Origin of the sequence: Thalassospira sp. UBA848, from assembly GCF_002295455.1 — a bacterium.
GTDB lineage: Bacteria > Pseudomonadota > Alphaproteobacteria > Rhodospirillales > Thalassospiraceae > Thalassospira.
This window is the reverse complement of record NZ_DBGS01000081.1, coordinates 1-16,487: the sequence shown is the minus strand read 5'-3', so window position 1 is coordinate 16,487 and position 16,487 is coordinate 1. Positions and strand designations below refer to the sequence as shown.

17 protein-coding genes are annotated in these 16,487 nt (G+C 52.6%); 6 read left to right on the top strand and 11 right to left on the bottom strand.

Going from position 1 to position 16,487, the window contains the following annotated elements:
- A partial coding sequence (locus B2R48_RS11630) for an NAD-binding protein (protein WP_297000507.1) occupies window positions 1-333 on the top strand: 333 nt, incomplete at its 5' end.
- Window positions 334-436: 103 nt separating this feature from the next.
- On the opposite strand, the gene B2R48_RS11625 is transcribed toward B2R48_RS11630, so the two are convergent.
- The 3 genes from B2R48_RS11625 to B2R48_RS11615 all read right to left on the bottom strand — a co-directional run bounded on the left by B2R48_RS11625 (window position 437) and on the right by B2R48_RS11615 (window position 3,313).
- The gene (locus B2R48_RS11625; protein ID WP_297000504.1) at window positions 437-1,609 is read right to left on the bottom strand and encodes a cytochrome-c peroxidase; all 1,173 of its coding nucleotides are present in this window, start codon (window positions 1,607-1,609) and stop codon (window positions 437-439) included.
- 154 nt (window positions 1,610-1,763) lie between these two features.
- Window positions 1,764-2,486, bottom strand: coding sequence for a substrate-binding periplasmic protein (locus tag B2R48_RS11620; RefSeq protein WP_297000501.1), 723 nt, complete (start codon window positions 2,484-2,486; stop codon window positions 1,764-1,766).
- 299 nt (window positions 2,487-2,785) lie between these two features.
- Window positions 2,786-3,313 (bottom strand): gamma carbonic anhydrase family protein, encoded by a 528-nt coding sequence (locus B2R48_RS11615; protein WP_114129847.1) that lies wholly within the window; start codon window positions 3,311-3,313, stop codon window positions 2,786-2,788.
- A 129-nt stretch (window positions 3,314-3,442) separates the two neighbouring features.
- Here B2R48_RS11615 and B2R48_RS11610 point away from each other — a divergent pair, with 129 nt between their 5' ends.
- Window positions 3,443-4,312 (top strand): substrate-binding periplasmic protein, encoded by an 870-nt coding sequence (locus B2R48_RS11610; protein WP_297000494.1) that lies wholly within the window; start codon window positions 3,443-3,445, stop codon window positions 4,310-4,312.
- A 101-nt stretch (window positions 4,313-4,413) separates the two neighbouring features.
- Here B2R48_RS11610 and argC read toward each other — a convergent pair whose 3' ends face one another.
- From argC to B2R48_RS11580, 6 genes are all read right to left on the bottom strand, one after another.
- The gene (gene argC, locus B2R48_RS11605; RefSeq protein WP_297000491.1) at window positions 4,414-5,460 is read right to left on the bottom strand and encodes an N-acetyl-gamma-glutamyl-phosphate reductase; all 1,047 of its coding nucleotides are present in this window, start codon (window positions 5,458-5,460) and stop codon (window positions 4,414-4,416) included.
- 162 nt (window positions 5,461-5,622) lie between these two features.
- Window positions 5,623-6,969: a hypothetical protein gene (locus B2R48_RS11600; RefSeq protein ID WP_297000489.1), complete on the bottom strand. Its 1,347-nt coding sequence runs from the start codon at window positions 6,967-6,969 to the stop codon at window positions 5,623-5,625.
- Between the two features lie 11 nt (window positions 6,970-6,980).
- Window positions 6,981-7,838, bottom strand: a complete 858-nt coding sequence (locus B2R48_RS11595; RefSeq protein WP_297000486.1) for a hypothetical protein — start codon at window positions 7,836-7,838, stop codon at window positions 6,981-6,983.
- Between the two features lie 27 nt (window positions 7,839-7,865).
- Complete coding sequence (locus B2R48_RS11590; RefSeq protein ID WP_297000484.1) at window positions 7,866-8,579, bottom strand: class I SAM-dependent methyltransferase; 714 nt, start codon at window positions 8,577-8,579, stop codon at window positions 7,866-7,868.
- Window positions 8,580-8,611: 32 nt separating this feature from the next.
- The gene (locus B2R48_RS11585; RefSeq protein ID WP_297000481.1) at window positions 8,612-9,244 is read right to left on the bottom strand and encodes an HAD family hydrolase; all 633 of its coding nucleotides are present in this window, start codon (window positions 9,242-9,244) and stop codon (window positions 8,612-8,614) included.
- The gene (locus B2R48_RS11580; protein WP_297000478.1) at window positions 9,241-10,197 is read right to left on the bottom strand and encodes an ATP-grasp domain-containing protein; all 957 of its coding nucleotides are present in this window, start codon (window positions 10,195-10,197) and stop codon (window positions 9,241-9,243) included. Before B2R48_RS11580 ends, B2R48_RS11585 begins: the two co-directional genes overlap by 4 nt.
- A 246-nt stretch (window positions 10,198-10,443) precedes the next feature.
- Here B2R48_RS11580 and B2R48_RS11575 point away from each other — a divergent pair, with 246 nt between their 5' ends.
- The 3 genes from B2R48_RS11575 to B2R48_RS11565 are packed head-to-tail and all read left to right on the top strand — an operon-like array spanning window position 10,444 to window position 13,357.
- The gene (locus B2R48_RS11575; protein ID WP_297000476.1) at window positions 10,444-10,857 is read left to right on the top strand and encodes a sugar 3,4-ketoisomerase; all 414 of its coding nucleotides are present in this window, start codon (window positions 10,444-10,446) and stop codon (window positions 10,855-10,857) included.
- A complete protein-coding gene (locus B2R48_RS11570) occupies window positions 10,854-11,954 on the top strand; it encodes a DegT/DnrJ/EryC1/StrS family aminotransferase (RefSeq protein WP_297000474.1) in 1,101 nt (366 codons plus the stop codon). The genes B2R48_RS11575 and B2R48_RS11570 overlap by 4 nt, the downstream gene beginning before the upstream one ends.
- 17 nt (window positions 11,955-11,971) lie before the next feature.
- The gene (locus B2R48_RS11565; protein ID WP_297000470.1) at window positions 11,972-13,357 is read left to right on the top strand and encodes a hypothetical protein; all 1,386 of its coding nucleotides are present in this window, start codon (window positions 11,972-11,974) and stop codon (window positions 13,355-13,357) included.
- A 179-nt stretch (window positions 13,358-13,536) separates the two neighbouring features.
- Here the strand turns inward: B2R48_RS11565 and B2R48_RS11560 are convergent, their stop codons facing one another.
- Window positions 13,537-14,403 (bottom strand): GNAT family N-acetyltransferase, encoded by an 867-nt coding sequence (locus B2R48_RS11560; RefSeq protein WP_297000466.1) that lies wholly within the window; start codon window positions 14,401-14,403, stop codon window positions 13,537-13,539.
- A gap of 382 nt (window positions 14,404-14,785) precedes the next feature.
- Between B2R48_RS11560 and B2R48_RS11555 the strand changes: the two genes are divergently transcribed.
- A complete protein-coding gene (locus B2R48_RS11555; protein WP_297000463.1) occupies window positions 14,786-15,949 on the top strand; it encodes an alpha-hydroxy acid oxidase in 1,164 nt (387 codons plus the stop codon).
- 174 nt (window positions 15,950-16,123) lie between these two features.
- Here B2R48_RS11555 and rpsI read toward each other — a convergent pair.
- Window positions 16,124-16,487, bottom strand: a 364-nt coding sequence (gene rpsI / locus B2R48_RS11550; RefSeq protein WP_297000461.1) for a 30S ribosomal protein S9, incomplete at its 5' end; no start/stop codon positions are given.

Below are 16,487 nucleotides of genomic sequence, written 5' to 3'. Positions count from 1 at the left end.
GTTCACATTGCCGCCGCCGCCGAACTGGTTGCTGTTGCGCAAAAGGCCGGGCTGGATGGCAACAAGGTCACCGAGACTTTTGAAATTGGTGCCAATGCAAGTCCGACCGGCCTGATGGTTTTGCCGGGTCTGATCGGCGGCAACCACAACGAAGGCATTCATTTCACAACCGGCCTGCGCACCAAAGACGCAGGCTATGCCATGCTACTGGCCAAGGAATACGGCCTTACCCTTCCGGTGGGACAGGCCGCGCATGGCGTGTTTGAAAATGCAACGGCCGAAGGCTTGGGCGATCTGGCGCAAAGTGCGGTGATCGAACCCCTCAAACGCTAGCAACTAGTCGTTGCTTGCCGTTTCCTGATCGGCAAGCAACGGCTCATAGCGCGCATCGGTCAGCGTTTTCAGGAACGCCACGATGGCATCAATGCGCTTGTCATCAAGGGCATCGCCCTGCTCTAGCTCCTTGATCGAAATCGTGTCCGCGACTTCCGGCTCCCCCCCACGGCTTGCCAGTTTCAGGGTTGGTCTGGTTGACCTCTGCCTTGCTGTTATATTTGTTATAAAACCTGACCACGGTTTCCAAGTCCGCAAAGACGCCGTTATGCATATAGGGCCCCGTCACGGCAACATTCCGAAGTGACGGGGTTTTGTATTTGCCGCGATAGGCCGGATCTTTGATGGCCGCATTGTCCAGCAACCCGTTATCGGTAAAACCGACATCCTTGTCGGTAGCATCACGGGTCGCAACATTGCGCGGCACGCCGATATTGTGGAACTCGTAATTGGTAAAGGTCTCGCCCTCTGCCGTCGGGCTGGTTTTCAGCATGTGGCAGGTATTGCAATTGGTAAATTGCTGCGAAAAGAACAGGACACGACCAAGCTCTTCCTGCGGCGTCATCTTGTATTCGCCGCGCAGAAAACGGTCATATTTGCTATCAAACGGTGCGAACTGATCACTTTCTTCAAAGGCCGCAATCGCCTTGGTCATTGCGCCATATGCCTGATCGCTATCAGACCAGACATCATCGCCAAACAGCGCCTGGAAGCCCGCAACATAATCTTCGTCCTCGCGCAGGCGTTTCACCACACTGGCCTTGTCCGGCATGCCCATTTCAATCGGATTTAGCGGCGGACCACCGGCCTGCTCGGCCAGATCCATCGCCCGACCATCCCAGAACTGCCCGCCAACAGCGACACCGTCGTCGCGGACATGAAATGGTGGGGAAAACCTGGCATAACTTGCGGTCGGCGCATTGCGATCACCAAGGCTTTTGCCATCATCCCCCAATGAAAACGCCCCATCTGCGACATCAATTCTGGGGTCACGAAACGCCGTCGAAGGATCATGACATGTCGCACACGACATCGTGCGATTGTCTGAAAGGTTTGTATCGAAATAAAGCGCCTCGCCCAGCTGGGCCAGATTGGCGAAAGGCGTCTCCTTTGCCGATGCCACCGCAATTTCAGAAACCTCTGCACTGTGGTTTTGCGCATCAACAGCCAAGCGACGCAACATCGCGGACGCATCTTCTTCGGCCACCGCAGGTGCTGCCATCCCCCCACCAAACACGGCAACCAGAACGGCAAAACGCAACGAAGAACGGATCATACAGGACATCGGCAATACTTTACTTCAACAGGTCCAGGAATGCGGAGCGCAGAACACTCAATCGCGAACGCTATTCATTTACACCTACACAGTTGCCCTCTGCCTTGATGAAAGTCAACGCTTGCATCAATATCCCGAAACCAGGTTGCCATACCTAGTTCAGGTCAACACCCTGGTTGCCATACAAAGCCTTGTATTCTGCGGTTTGGGTTTCTCTTAGGATCGCGTCACTGATCTTGCGCGCCAGTTCCGGGGCGATGGTTTTTGCCGAAAACATCAGACGCACCGGTTCACGCGCCAGAATGAAGGGATGCCCCTCCACACTATGTCCATGCCCTTGCTGTTCGGCCTGTGCAACATAGGCCGCTGGTATCCCCAGCAGCAAATCCACCCGGTTGGCTAACAGCAATTGCAGCCCATGCGGACCAAGCGGCACGTCGCTGACATGCTTTGCCCCTTCGGGACTGTTCATGAAGTTCTCGAACGCCTCGCCGCGATAAGCCCCCCGCACATGTCCGATCACAAGGCCCTGTGCGATCACATCTTTCAGACTGGAAAGCCCAATACGCCCGGCATCGCCGTTACGGACGACAAAACCGATCACGTCATCTCGGTAGGGAACGGAAAACAAACCGTACTCTGCCCGCTCCGCGGTAAGGGAAGCCGATGGCAGAATATCGACATTTCCCTGCTTTACTGCATAAAGCGAACGTTTCCATGGCATGAAGGCAAACCGAACATCACAGCCAACTGATTTCAAAACCTTGGAAATAAAGGCGTTGTCGATTCCAACAGCGAAACCGTTTTCATCCTTCATACTGAACGGGCTGTATGTTTCCGACGCGCGAACAAGCAACGGTCGCGAACAGTCATCCATTGGCTTTGCCTGTCCTGACTGCATCCCCCAAAGCAACAGAACAAACAAACAGACGACGGCGCATGGCACAAAACGCCAGGCAGTCATATGGTTAATCCCCGCACCCAGTTTCTGATCTGCACACCTGATTTTTGGTCGTTTTCTTGCGTTTTTCGTGGGTGTGTCTATCGAACTTTATTCATCAGACAAGACGTGATCTTCCCCTCATACGATATGATGATGCCTGAAAACATTCTGCGGTGAAAGCCTTCTCAGGCTGTTGCAGATGGTTTGATTTTTGTGACGGGCCCGAATGACGGTTACGCCAGATCCTCGGGGATTGATTTGACATATTCCTGCGCCAGATCAGCATAGCGATCCGCAGAAACCTTGAAGAACTCGATTTCTTCCTGCGTCAGGTCGCGCACTTTGCGTGCTGGCACACCGGCCCAAAGCTCGCCCGCCGGAATACGTTTTCCCGGAGCCAGAAGCGCATTGGCACCAAGCATTCCGCCCTGCTCGATCACGCAACCATCCATGACGGTCGCGCCCATACCGACAAAGCTTCGATCTTCCAGCGTACAGGCATGAATGATGGCCGAATGCCCGATGGTGACGTCATCGCCGATATAGGTACCAAACTTCCCCTTGGCGACATGTACCATGGTCAGGTCCTGAATATTGGTACGCGAACCGATGCGGATTTCATGCACATCGCCACGAACTACACATCCAAACCAGATACCCGTCTCTGCCCCGATTTCAACATCCCCAATGATGGTCGCGTTCGGGGCAATAAATGCGGTTTCATCAATGGTGGGTTTTACCCCGCGATAGGACAAACGCATGATGATGGGACCTTTCAAATTCAACAGTTCGGGGATGCGTCCACGACGCCGGAAGACGCAGCGCATCTTGATTTTCAAGTTTAAGGCCTAACATGTCAAAAAGGAAACTCATCGAAAAGAAAGATGCTCATGCCATCGCCCACAAAGGCGCGCATCAATGTCAAAGGCCTGACAAGCAACTGGTTGCGCGGTTGCACAATATCGGCTTTTGCCCTTGTCTTATGTCTGCTTTCCACCGTTTCGCATGGCCATATGCTTAGCGAAAACCACGATCATGCCCGCGGGGTGTTGCGCGTGACGTTCTCGGTTTGGGAACCGTTTGCGATCGAAGACCGCAACGGCAAACAGCACGGTATTGATCGCGCCATCATGACCGAGGTGGCCAAGCGTCTTGGTCTTGAATTGCAACCCCAGACTTGCCCGTGGCGGCGGTGCCTGAAGATGCTTGAAACCGGTGATATCGATATCATGACCAGCATCGCCTACACCGAGGAACGGGCCACATATGCCCGTTTCATCAAACCGGCCTATAGTCGTGTCACCCCTGTTTTCTACTATAATCGCAAGAACCCGGTGACAATTTCCGCCTATTCAGACCTCTATCAACTCACCTTGGGGGCTGTGGTGGATTCCCGCTATTTCGAACCGTTTGACAGTGACGACAGACTTGAAAAAGTCGAAGCCAACAGTGAAATCCTTTTGCTCAGGATGCTGGCGGCCAAACGGGTCGATGCGATGGTCGGTTCCGATGCCAATGCAGATTATCAAATTCGACGTGCCGGTCTTGGCAATATCATCGCCAAGGCCCCCTATCGCACCAATCATAGCAACGATATTCATCTTGCTGTATCGCGCAACTCATCGCTTATGACCCGACTGGACCAGATCAGCCAGATCATGACCGACCTCCATGCCGAAGGCTTCATCGCCCGCGTGCATCAGGAATACTGGCCAGCCGCCGATCTTGCCGAAATCAACCCGACGGGGGAGCTCAACTAACACATGCCGGATTGGCCGGACCAGCAAGCACCGGGCGCAGGCAATAAAAAAGGGCGCCATTCGATAATGACGCCCTTTGCACTTGCCTTTGCCGCACACCGTTACGGGAACAGCGGCTCGATCTCAAGGCCCATGGTTTCAGGCAGCCCCAGCATGACATTCATGTTCTGAACCGCCTGGCCAGATGCACCTTTAACAAGGTTGTCTTCAACCGCAACAATGATCACACGGCCCGGCACACGGTCCTTGACCACCCCCATCAGGACATAGTTCGAACCGCGCACATGACGGGTCTGGGGGGTAACACCAAACGGCAGAATACGGACAAACGGCTCGTCCGTGTAACGCTTTTCAAGGGCGGCCTGAATGTCTTCGGGCGTCGTGCCATCGGTCATTTTGACATAGATGGACTCCAGGATACCGCGGCTCATCGGCATCAGATGCGGCGAAAAGTTCACCACAACATCACTGCCACTCGCCCAGGCAAGGCCCTGCTCGATTTCGGGTGCGTGGCGGTGCCCGCCAGTGCCATAGGCATGAATGCCTTCGGTCACTTCGGCAAACAGGGTCATTTCCTTGGGCGAACGCCCTGCCCCGGTCACACCGGATTTGGCATCAATAATGATGTCTTCTGCATGCACCATCTTGCCTTCAAGAAGCGGTGTCAGCGCCAGCTGCACCGGGGTCGGATAGCACCCAGGATTGGCAACCACGCGGGCCGACTTGATTTTTTCACGGTGCAGTTCGGTCAGGCCATAGGCCACTTCCTTCTGCAGGTCCTGTGCCGCGTGGTCCGCGCCATACCATTCCTTGTAGGTCGCCGGATCAAACAGGCGGAAGTCTGCTGACAGATCAACAACCTTCACATGGCTCGGCAAACCGGCAATGACCTCCTGTGTCGTGCCATGCGGCAGCGCGCAGAAAATCAGGTCCACAGTCGACCAGTCCGCGTCCTCGATCTTGATCATGGTTGGCAGATCAATATGGGCAAGATGCGGGAAAACTTCCCCGAACGGACGTCCGGCGCGTCGGTCTGCGGTCAACAGGGTAATTTCCGAAGCTGGATGATGCGCAAGAATGCGAACCAGTTCCGCCCCGGTATAGCCACTGGCACCGAGAATTCCGACTTTGACCTTAACGTCGCTCATATCAAATCTTGCTCCAAGTTAGGCACCCGCAAAACAGCGGGTATTGATAACGCGCGGATGTTGGCAAACAAGACCCGCAGATGCAAGCAATTAGGCGGTAAATATCCCTGATAATCTGCAACATTCCCATGCGGCCTGATCATGGCAGCAGGTCATCAAAGCCTATTTCTTGCGCGCACGGCGCACTGTGTCCGGACAGGCGCGCGCATCTTCGGGCCGTACGGTGTAAAACTTCTCGATCTTCTCGTATCCGCTTGGGCTTGCTACGGGATAGCTTGCAACGTATCGCGCATCGGAAAGCCCGAAGTCGCTGGCTTTCAATCCGGACCGCTGCAACCACATGCGCCGATGGGCATCCGATAACACCACATCCGCGTCATCAATCAGAAAAATGGCATCACGCGCCAGTCGGTCATTGTATTTGTGGTGGGTCGGCAACCATGCGGCCAGTTGCTTGCGAAGCGTGCCCGGGCTTGGCACATCGCGTGTGCGGGTCGCAAATTTCGTCATCCTTTCGACAAGCGAACTGATATCACCCGGCGGCACTGATCCATGGGTTGCGCGGTCGATAAAGAATGCCAGATCAATCTCGCTTGGATCGCGTCCAATGACTGGTTTAAGGGCGGCATACAGTTTGAAAAATCGCGCTATTTTTCCGCCATCCGCATTGGCCGCGTCATAGACCCGATGATAGGCCGCCTGCACTTCGGGTCTTGCGCCATAGGCGGCAAAACGTTTTTTAAATGCGTTACGTTTTGCGTCATCGACCCATATTGCACACAACACATCAAAGGCCGCGTCATTATTGCCAAGGGCAAGCCTGTGCATGTCCTCGGTAAACGGGCCAAACACGTTTTGCAGCAATCCCGGATTGGCCCGTTCTGCCGCAAACAGGATCTGCTGAATTTCCGCCCCTGCCCCGGCGGTCGCCCCGCGCGGCCCCCATGTCAGGTAGGCACGCGGATCATTGGTGTGGCAGTACGGGTCTCCCTCCAGAAAGGTCTTTCCGCTGCGGGGATTTTTTGACTGACAGAAATTGAACTGGATCACGTCATAATCCGTGCCTTCCAACGCAAAAGTCAGATGGTTGGCCCGCGTGATCGCATCGGGCGGCGGTAACTGTGCTGGCATCAATAACCGCCAAAGACCGACCGTGATCGCCCCGTAACTCTCTGCCCCGACGGCGGCCCGCACAGACGCATTCAAACACGGCTGAAGATCAACAATGGCCTGACGCGTCTTCACCCCGACAATCCCATCGGCCGAGCCATAGTTGCTGGCCGATTGGCCAGAACAATTCCCCGCCCGCGCAAAAAGACGCTCCTGAAAAACTGCGACCGCACCATAACGCCCAAGCGTAAGCGCGCGATTTTCGAAGCGATAGAGAACTTGTGAAAGATCCTGAGCAAATACAGGACGCACGGACGCAAATGTGATGACGCACACAAGTGCCGCCAAGGCACCGGCACGGCACACAGTTAATTTCAAACGCGTGTGTGCTCGGGCCATGTCGGTCAGCCTTAATGCGTGAATTCCAGGAGTGGCTTGGTGAAATCGACTTGCGGATATTTGATGATGCTATTGAGCGCGCGACGCTGCTGCGCCTTGCGTTTGGTGGTATCTTCCACCAGATCACACACCGCATCAACCAACCCGGCATAGGGGACATCAACCACCCCTTTGCGGAACCGATCGTCAATCACCGTTTCCGGGTTAACCTCGGCCACCACCGCCTTTGCGTTGGTCAAAAGATAGGATACGCGGACGATCTCAAAAATCTGACTTTCGTAGTAATGGTGGTTCAGAACAACTTTCGACCGCGCAATCCACTGATCACGATCCTTGCCATAAACGCCCATCAGAACCTGAAGCTTGAGCCCCCTGGCTTCGATCTGATTGAAAATTTCGCGCCGGCGTTCATTGACCGACCCATAAAACAAAACATCAACGTCCTGGTCAGCAGTAATGTCGATACGCTGGAGCTCTTTCTGATAGCCGATCGGCAGATAGCGCACGTTATCCACACCAAGCGCCTTGATGACATCGATATTGGCTGGGCTGTAATCCCAGACCTCCAGTCCGGACTGGAACCACCCCGTCAACTGATCACGCCACTTCTCACCAACGCCCGTCAGCTGCTCTGTATTAAGGATCACAGTCCCTTGCGGCACTGCACGCATCGCCGAAATATCAAGCAGATGCGCCCCGACAATAACGTTTATCCCCCCTTGCACAAACTGATTGGTCTGGATCTGCGCTGGATGTCCTGCCTCGCGGATCGAATACATCAGAAGCTCAGCCAACTCTGCAAATGCAAGCGAATGAATGTAGTTCGGGGGTTGGACAATGCAGATGTTGTAGGCAGTAGGACTGGTCATAAAAGAGTTTCCACGAGTTGGGAGGATTTATTTATTGGATGCCACGACATAAATTTCGCCGGCGATGTCGGGATACCGCTCACCAAGCTTCATAAAGGCTTCGAGCATTTCCGGGGTCCAATTCGCTTCAATTTGGCTATTGGCAACAGGTTTCATCCAATACCCGCCAAAATAATCGATGTTATAGCCAGACTGATAGAATGCCTGGCGGAAGCTTTCCGGATTAAAAACGCGACGATGGCCATGATGTTTATCGAGTTCGTTCAACTCGTCCTCAGCCTGCAAGAGTCCCATAATGACTCCAGCCTGACGGTGAAGGGATCGTGCATTCGGGACAGCGGCAAACAAAATGCCGTTCGGCGCCAGGAACTTCTTGGCAACTTTGAGGATTTGCACGGGATCATCTACATGTTCAAGGACATGACCCAAAACGATGTTGTCAAACTTGCGATCAGCCTCAAAGTCCTCAAAAAGGGACGTAATGACCTCTACAGACGGGTACTTTTCCTTCAAACGCTGGCTGAAAAATTCTGATCCATCCACACAAACAACTTCTTGTCCAAGCTCTACCAGATGCCCCGTCATCAAACCTTCGGCCGGTCCCATTTCAAGAATGCTGCCCGGCAACACAAACCTGCGAAACACCTCGAACTCGTAGTGGATTGTCGCAGCGTTTGCCCCTTTGTCGTACAAGGAGTTGTTTGCGATGTGCTCTAGCCTGCTTTTTTCCTCGGCATCCATAGCGGATCTCCTCTGATGCGCTCAAATCGTATTCATTCAAGGCGGGTCGCGAAAATGTTCTCTCTAACCTCAGGCAACGAGCCATGTATATTTGCTATCCCCTGAGCGGCAAGAAACGTCGATGATCGTTGCCCTGTGGAAACGGCGTAAAAAGGCACCCTAGCCATTTTGGCGGCACGAAAATCTGTTTCACTATCACCAACAAAACAGTCGACGTCTTGACTGGATAGCACGCCAGCCTTCTCATCGACTGCAGCAAAAGGCGACACACATTCTATATCATCAAAGCACTTGCCGATCCCTAGGCGCAAAAGCTGCTGTAGAAGCAGAAGTCTGTTTTGCCGCGCAGTAAGCAAAATCAGTTTACCGCCGCTCCCACGAAAACTTTCAAGTACGTCCACCGTATCGGGAAAAAGTGTATCGAGGCTTAACCAGAATGGTGCCTCGATATTCTGTAGCCACGCGTATGCAATCTTGGTTGCCTTTCCTCGGCTGAGCCCGGCGTCCTCCAATGCTTTCTGCGTCGACAAACCTTCACGTTTCTGATGCCATATGGCACGGCTATCAAGTTTGACGTCAAAGCTTCTTGCAATCGCTTGCAAAAGTGTCATCTGTCGCTGGCGCGCGGTTATGAGGGTGCCATCAAGATCGAATGCAAAAATCATCGACGATGTGCCATTACGAATTCGGCATATTGCCTGGTCACAATGAACTCTTCGTTTTCATCAATTTGGCGAACAAAGCGGCTGTAATCCTGACCCGTCCGACAAGCGAATGCCGCCGCCAGCACATCAAATCCTGCACTACATGTGATTGCCGTTCCAGCGCCTGACCTGACGTTCAGGTCCGTTATCACCCAACCGCCTTGACCTTTCATAGCCTGAAAACAGATTGTGCCGCGCTGCTTCAAACCCTTGCCGATTTTCCTGGCGATCGCAGCAAGTTCAGGATCAAAGAACACGCGCGCTTTTGTACACACGCCCGACTTCGTCTCAATCCGTTCACGGCAATACGCAAATGACGCGTCTGCTCGAACATCATAAAAACTATCTACTGTGACCTCGGGACCATCACAGACTTCCTGAACAATCAGGCCTTCCAATTCTGATTTCGAAAGTTCGCCTAGCTCATCAACAGAGATTTTGCGCGCGCCTTTACTGCCAAATCCGTTGCGTGGCTTGATAAAGCAAACCCTATCTGGCTCGGACTGCAAGAAATCAATGCTGTTCGGGGTCGGTACACCGATATTTCTTAGAAACTGATCGGCATAGCCTTTATCCGTGCATTTAGCGTATAGCTCTGAACTCCACACATCCAGATTTCCGAAATTCAAATCACCAACTATACGTTGCGCGGCAAGATGTTCGTCGTTCAATATCGGGGCAAAAATATCGATATCTTCCGACGATAAAATACTACGAATGCAATTTTCATATTCGGGACTACCCGCAAACGGAGCCTGAATGAATGCATCAGAGAGCACCGAAGTGGTTACCAACTCTGGTGGATTGATATCCATAGAGACAATTCGGACTTCATCGCCCCAAACCGCGCGAATTCGGCTTGCGATAGCAAACGACGTACCTGTCCCGGCTGCGCCGAGAAGAATTGTCGTCATGACCCGACCTCCGTCAAACTTCGGCAAAACTTCGATTTTAATTGTTACACCGAAGCTTAAAATTAATCGTTAAGTTTTTGCCATTGCTATTGAAAATGCAATTAATACAGCATGATACTGAACCGCCACACTGGCTTGAAAGCCTGAAAAAGGAAAAGCCAACTTGGTTTACTAAAGCTAGACGATTGAAGCGGCATACTGGTACTAATAGTCTGCAACCGACCGCAACCGGGGCCCCGATCCAGAATGAGTATTCATAACTGCAAGATCATTGAATTGCCTAAAATCTCGAATGCGCAAGGAAACCTGACATTCGTTGAGGGCAGCAATCATATTCCGTTTGATATTCAGCGCGTTTACTACCTCTATGACGTCCCCGGAGGCGCCACCCGGGGTGGGCATGCCCACAAAAAGCTGCATCAGCTTATCGTTGCCATGTCAGGAAGCTTTGACATCCTAATCGACGACGGCAACGAGAAACAACGCTTTCACCTGAACCGCTCTTATCAGGGCCTTTATATCTGCCCGATGATATGGCGAGAACTGGACAATTTTTCTTCTGGATCGGTCTGCATGGTATTAGCTTCCAACCTTTATGACGAAGGCGATTACCACAGAGACTATCAAACGTACTTGCAATCGCTGGAAACCGCTCAATGAGCGTGCCGTTCCTTGATCCAAGCCAAACATATCTGGAACTTCGCACTGAACTGGATGATGCATACCAACGCGTAATGCGTTCAGGTTCATACATACTCGGCGAAACAGTCTCAAATTTTGAAAACAACTTTGCCCGATATTGCGAAGCATCCCATTGTTTCGGGGTTGCCAATGGACTGGATGCTTTGACCCTGATCCTTCAGGGTTTTGATATAGGCCCCGGTGACGAAGTTATTGTCCCTTCGCATACATTCATGGCCACCTGGCTTGCCGTATCCAACGTCGGTGCGACGCCTATCCCTGTTGAAGTCCATGAACGCACCTATAACTTGAACCCAGACCATATTGAGTCTGCGATAACCAGTAAAACAAAGGCTATCATTCCGGTTCACCTTTATGGTCAACCAGCGGACATGACGCCAATTGTGGAAATTGCGGCGCGATATGATATCCGCGTCATAGAAGATGCCGCCCAAGCGCATGGCGCGAAGTACACGGGACGCAAGGTCGGGTCAATTGGTGACGCCGCAGCATGGAGTTTTTATCCGGGCAAGAATCTGGGTGCCTTTGGTGATGCAGGTGCTATTACAACAAATAATGATGCTCTTGCCGATAAGTTACTGATGCTCAGAAACTATGGCTCGAAGGAGAAATACCGTCATGAAATCCTTGGACACAATAGCCGCCTGGACCCTATCCAAGCTGCTTTCCTGGATGTCAAACTCCGCTACATTGATCAGTGGAACAGTCACCGCAAAGAACTTGCAAACTGTTACATCGGCGCATTGAGTCAGACGTCACTGCTTCTTCCGTTCACCCCGGATTGGGCGGAAAGCGTATGGCACCTGTTTGTCATAAGGCATCAAAACCGTAACGCACTTCAAAAACATCTGGATACAATGGGTATCGGCACCTTGATCCACTACCCAATTCCGCCTCACAAGCAATTGGCATACTCGGACAGAGCTTTTGACGCCTACAATCTATCCCAAACCGAGATCATAGCTGAGCAAGTGCTGAGCCTGCCCATCGGTCCGCACCTATCACCAGAACAGTGTGATCTGGTAACTTCGGCAATCCGTGAATTTGGCGAGTAAGCCGAAATCCGACAATAATGTATGCTTGGGAGAAAACAGTGGTGGCGTCAGATCAAAAAAATCTGCTGATCAAAAAGATTGATGGCACATTAATGCAGGCGATGCTTGCATCAAAGGACATATCCCAACTACTTAAGATCGCGCAGCAATATGGTCACTTTCATTGGTTCAACTTGACGGATCGTTGGGAAAACAAAGCTGTCGAAAACCATATTTTTCAATTCGCTCAGCCTTATTTGAAAGACCTCAGGCGCGCTGAAAACCCGACAAAGATCACGCACGTCATATCTGAGGGGCATGATACAGGCGGCCACACCCCACTGTGCCTTAATATCGTAAAGGAACAAAAGGCCCGTGGCCGGGAAGTTGAGCTCTTCATAACCAAGCGAGCAACGCCAAAAGTCATTGAAGAGATAAAGCTGGCTGGGATTACGCTTAAGTCATTTCCCGATAATGGACTTCCGCAACTACTGGAACTCTCAAAGCAGTTTCTGCAAAGCAAAGCCGTTGTCTTACATATTAACCCAGATGACATCGTCGCAACGCTGGCGGCAATGCTCGCGGAACAAAACGGAATTCCATGTTTTTTTGTCAACCATGCCAACATCCACTTTAGCTACGGACCCGCACAGTGCTCGGCGGTTCTCGAGATAACAGCTGCCAGTTGGCTTTCCACCGCGAAATACCGCTCGCCAAAGTCCCAGTCATTTCTTGGTATTCCCGCAGCAACCGTTGATCGAGCAACCCTAAACGCGCTGAACCTCGATAACCTGAAACCCGAAGGCTCATATTTCGTTTCGGTAGGCACTCGGAACAAATATCGCCTGAACAGCGACACCCAATTCATCGACTTTGTCGAGTTCCTGTGTGGGCAAAAACAACAGCAACTACTGATTGTCGGGCCAGGGGATGCGCCCTCTTTTCATAAGCTATCTGACGCCGCACGCAGGAACCTATCAGTCCTTGGACCAACAGAACGGCAGACAACGCTTGCCCTCATGGCGAATGCAATCGCGTATATTGATAGCTTCCCTGAAGGTGGCGGCTCTTCTGTCGTTAACGCCATGAGCCTCGGGTTACCTATTTTCGGACACCGAATAAGCGAAGGCATGTATGGAGACGAATTCCTGTCTCCATCAATGGAAGACCTGCGTGAGCGGGTTTCCGATTTCATTGATAATGGCCCCGATACCGCAGCCCTGCAAGAACGGTCAGACTTTATACGTGACCATATGTCAATTCAGGCATGTGTCGATAGGTTGGAGAGCACAATTAGCGGCGAAAACTGCCCTATTCCGTTCAACTACAGCAACTTTGATATGGACCTTGATTTCCATCATCGAGAATGGTCGCAAACCGATAATCTGGTCGTTCCACCGATCATAAAAATCAACAAGAGTTAACTCAACAAATTGCAATATGGTCGTTTTGTTCTGCCGAAACTTGGGATGAAGCTAACTCGACTAATGAGGACCGGCTCCTCAGCCGAATTAGCATCACAAACTAAATCCCCCCCCTTTTTCAAACACCTGAGTGCGCGGGAGATTCTCACAGACGGGCGACTACCGAATGAATCTGCCAATCACCCCGCGCGCAAAAGCGCCAACCTATAGCGCCCGACCTTTTTAAAACCAAGCGCTTCATAGGCCTTTGCGGCAGCTTCGCTATCGGTTGAGAGGATGGCGCGCTTAACGCCACGGGCACGCACAGCCAGAAGCGTCTTGGCTACCAGAATACGGGCATACCCGTTTGAACGTTCTTCTGGCGGCGTCCATACCGGGCCAACCTGGACCATATCGGGCAAGGTTGCGTTGAAGCCTGAAAGCGACACTGCCTTGCCATCAACGATCAGCCCCCACATCGTCCGTGCATCAAGCGCATGGACAAGGCGTGAGGCGATCTTGCTGTCCAGGCTTGGGGTGTCTGCCGCCCCCAAGGCCTCGATCTCATAGGCGCGCAACCAGCGCAGCAAGGTATTGCGTTCGATCTTTTCCGCATCGACCATCTGAAAATCATCAGCACGTGCATTTTGCGGCACGATCAGGCTTTCCAGATCAAGCTCGTAAAGCGCATCCGATGCATTGATCGCATAGGAAGCATCCTTTAACCCAAGTTGGCACAGCATGTCTTGCGCCGGGGCAGCATCACCAAATACGCCCGCCACCGGTTTAAGCGGATCAGACACAAATGCCTCTGTCAAAGCAGCCGGAACCGTATCTTGCCCCCCCGCCTCGACAAAAACATTGCCATTGGCAAACTGCGCAACAATCGCACTGATGCTGCCATCGCTGGCAACTTCCCCGAACCAGTTTCCAGAAAGCGGATGACGACGTCGTTCGATACCGGCAGTGCGCAGGTTCCCGCGCAGCACCATGCAAGTCGCAGCATGATTGGCAAGGAATGCGGTTGCGGCATCAAAATCGGCGTCGTGCAGCTTTCTGTACTGCATATCAGGGGTCCCTTTCTTTGGGGTTCAGATCATTGCCAACCAATCAAATTGGCATAAAAAAAGACCGCTCCATTAGCGGCCCTTCACACATCACAAGGTCATCCAACAGAGGTTCAAACAGTTATGTTTTGAAAACTCGTCGCATCGTTCCAACCATTGGATCACACCTTAAATTCAGAAAATTATCGCGTCAGAGGAGTGTTATTATCACACCGTTGCGAATTTTCGATCCCTCTTTTTTAAAATTCTTTGGTGACAACAACATCGCCCGAATTCTGGCAGCCGATAATCACAAATCAAAAACTGAACCTCAATTCGGTTTGCTGCGATGTCGGAAACTGGTATTACCAATACAAGGCACATTTTATTCGGAGTTGAGCTCATGCCAGTGATTACCTGCGTCGAAGACCTGAAACGTATCTATAAACGGCGCACACCGCGGATGTTTTATGATTACGCAGAATCCGGAAGCTGGACCGAGCAGACATTCCGTGAAAACACCACGGATTTTCAGGAAATTCACCTGCGTCAGCGCGTCGCAATCGACATGGCCGGGCGCTCCACCAAAAGCCAGATGATCGGTCAGGATGTGAGCATGCCCGTGGCCCTTGCCCCGGTCGGACTGACCGGCATGCAAAGTGCTGATGGCGAGATCAAGGCCGCCCGCGCCGCAGAGAAGTTCGGCGTCCCCTACACGCTGTCGACCATGTCGATCTGCTCGATCGAGGACGTCGCCGAAAACACTTCCAAGCCATTCTGGTTGCAAGTCTACACGCTCAAAGACGATGACTTCATGCAGCGCCTGTTTGACCGCGCCAAAGCCGCCAAATGTTCGGCGGCGGTCATCACGGTCGATCTTCAGATGCTGGGCCAGCGCCACAAGGATCTCAAAAACGGCCTGTCCGCCCCGCCCAAGCTGACGTTCAAATCGGTCACCAACATGATGACCAAGGTACAATGGGGCCTTGGCATGCTTGGCACCAAGCGGCGCTTCTTTGGCAACATTGTCGGCCATGCCAAGGGTGTTGCCGACGCGTCATCGCTGAGCACCTGGACCGCCGAAGCGTTTGATGTGTCGCTTGATTGGAATCGTATTCGCGAATTCCGCAAGATGTGGGACGGGCCGCTGATCATCAAGGGGATCATGGATCCGCGCGATGCGCTCGAGGCGCTGAATGTCGGCGCAGATGCCATCATCGTTTCCAACCATGGCGGACGCCAGCTTGATGGTGCCCTGTCCTCTATTCGCGCACTCCCGGCAATCATGGATGCCGTCGGGGACAAGATCGAAGTCCATCTTGATAGCGGGATCCGTTCTGGCCAGGACGTGTTGAAGGCCCTGGCGCTTGGTGCCAAGGGAACCTATATCGGCCGCGCATATGTCTATGGCCTGGGTGCGATGGGTGAAGCGGGTGTGACCAAAACGCTGGAGCTCATTCACAAGGAGCTTGAAGTTTCCATGGCGCTTTGCGGGCATACCGACATCACCAAGGTCGATCACGATATCCTGATGATCCCGCGCGATTTCTCGGACCGCTGGCAATAGGCAACAGACACGTCTTGATACGAAACAAAAAAGCGGCGTCGCTCATCGTAAGGACGCCGCTTTTTTATCTGAAATGCAAATCTCGGCCCGATAGCAAAACCGCAAAAAGAAAAAGCGCCACCCGAAGGTGACGCTTTTCCAAACAGTATCGCCAGCCTTGTGCCCGAAAACGACTTAACGTTTCGAGAACTGGAAGCTACGACGAGCTTTGGCGCGACCGTATTTTTTACGTTCAACAGCACGCGAGTCACGGGTGAGGAACCCACCAGCTTTGAGTGACGGACGCAGTGCCGGCTCGAACATGGTCAGCGCACGGGAGATACCGTGACGAACGGCACCGGCCTGACCGGAAAGACCGCCACCGGTTACGGTGCAGACAACGTCGAACTGATCTTTGCGATCGGTTGCGCCGAACGGCTGGTTGATCACCATGCGCAGAACCGGACGTGCGAAGTACTCTTCGAATTCGCGGCCATTGACGGTGACTTTACCCGAGCCCGGTTTGATCCAGACACGTGCAATTGCGTTCTTACGACGG

Excerpts from the sequence above, each read along its gene's own strand:
- B2R48_RS11625 (WP_297000504.1), bottom strand. The coding sequence starts at position 1,609 with ATGATCCGTTCTTCGTTGCGTTTTGCCGTTCTGGTTGCCGTGTTTGGT.
- B2R48_RS11620 (WP_297000501.1), bottom strand. The coding sequence starts at position 2,486 with ATGGATGACTGTTCGCGACCGTTGCTTGTTCGCGCGTCGGAAACATAC.
- B2R48_RS11615 (WP_114129847.1), bottom strand. The coding sequence starts at position 3,313 with ATGCGTTTGTCCTATCGCGGGGTAAAACCCACCATTGATGAAACCGCA.
- B2R48_RS11610 (WP_297000494.1), top strand. The coding sequence starts at position 3,443 with ATGCCATCGCCCACAAAGGCGCGCATCAATGTCAAAGGCCTGACAAGC.
- argC (WP_297000491.1), bottom strand. The coding sequence starts at position 5,460 with ATGAGCGACGTTAAGGTCAAAGTCGGAATTCTCGGTGCCAGTGGCTAT.
- B2R48_RS11600 (WP_297000489.1), bottom strand. The coding sequence starts at position 6,969 with ATGGCCCGAGCACACACGCGTTTGAAATTAACTGTGTGCCGTGCCGGT.
- B2R48_RS11595 (WP_297000486.1), bottom strand. The coding sequence starts at position 7,838 with ATGACCAGTCCTACTGCCTACAACATCTGCATTGTCCAACCCCCGAAC.
- B2R48_RS11590 (WP_297000484.1), bottom strand. The coding sequence starts at position 8,579 with ATGGATGCCGAGGAAAAAAGCAGGCTAGAGCACATCGCAAACAACTCC.
- B2R48_RS11585 (WP_297000481.1), bottom strand. The coding sequence starts at position 9,244 with ATGATTTTTGCATTCGATCTTGATGGCACCCTCATAACCGCGCGCCAG.
- B2R48_RS11580 (WP_297000478.1), bottom strand. The coding sequence starts at position 10,197 with ATGACGACAATTCTTCTCGGCGCAGCCGGGACAGGTACGTCGTTTGCT.
- B2R48_RS11575 (WP_297000476.1), top strand. The coding sequence starts at position 10,444 with ATGAGTATTCATAACTGCAAGATCATTGAATTGCCTAAAATCTCGAAT.
- B2R48_RS11570 (WP_297000474.1), top strand. The coding sequence starts at position 10,854 with ATGAGCGTGCCGTTCCTTGATCCAAGCCAAACATATCTGGAACTTCGC.
- B2R48_RS11565 (WP_297000470.1), top strand. The coding sequence starts at position 11,972 with ATGTATGCTTGGGAGAAAACAGTGGTGGCGTCAGATCAAAAAAATCTG.
- B2R48_RS11560 (WP_297000466.1), bottom strand. The coding sequence starts at position 14,403 with ATGCAGTACAGAAAGCTGCACGACGCCGATTTTGATGCCGCAACCGCA.
- B2R48_RS11555 (WP_297000463.1), top strand. The coding sequence starts at position 14,786 with ATGCCAGTGATTACCTGCGTCGAAGACCTGAAACGTATCTATAAACGG.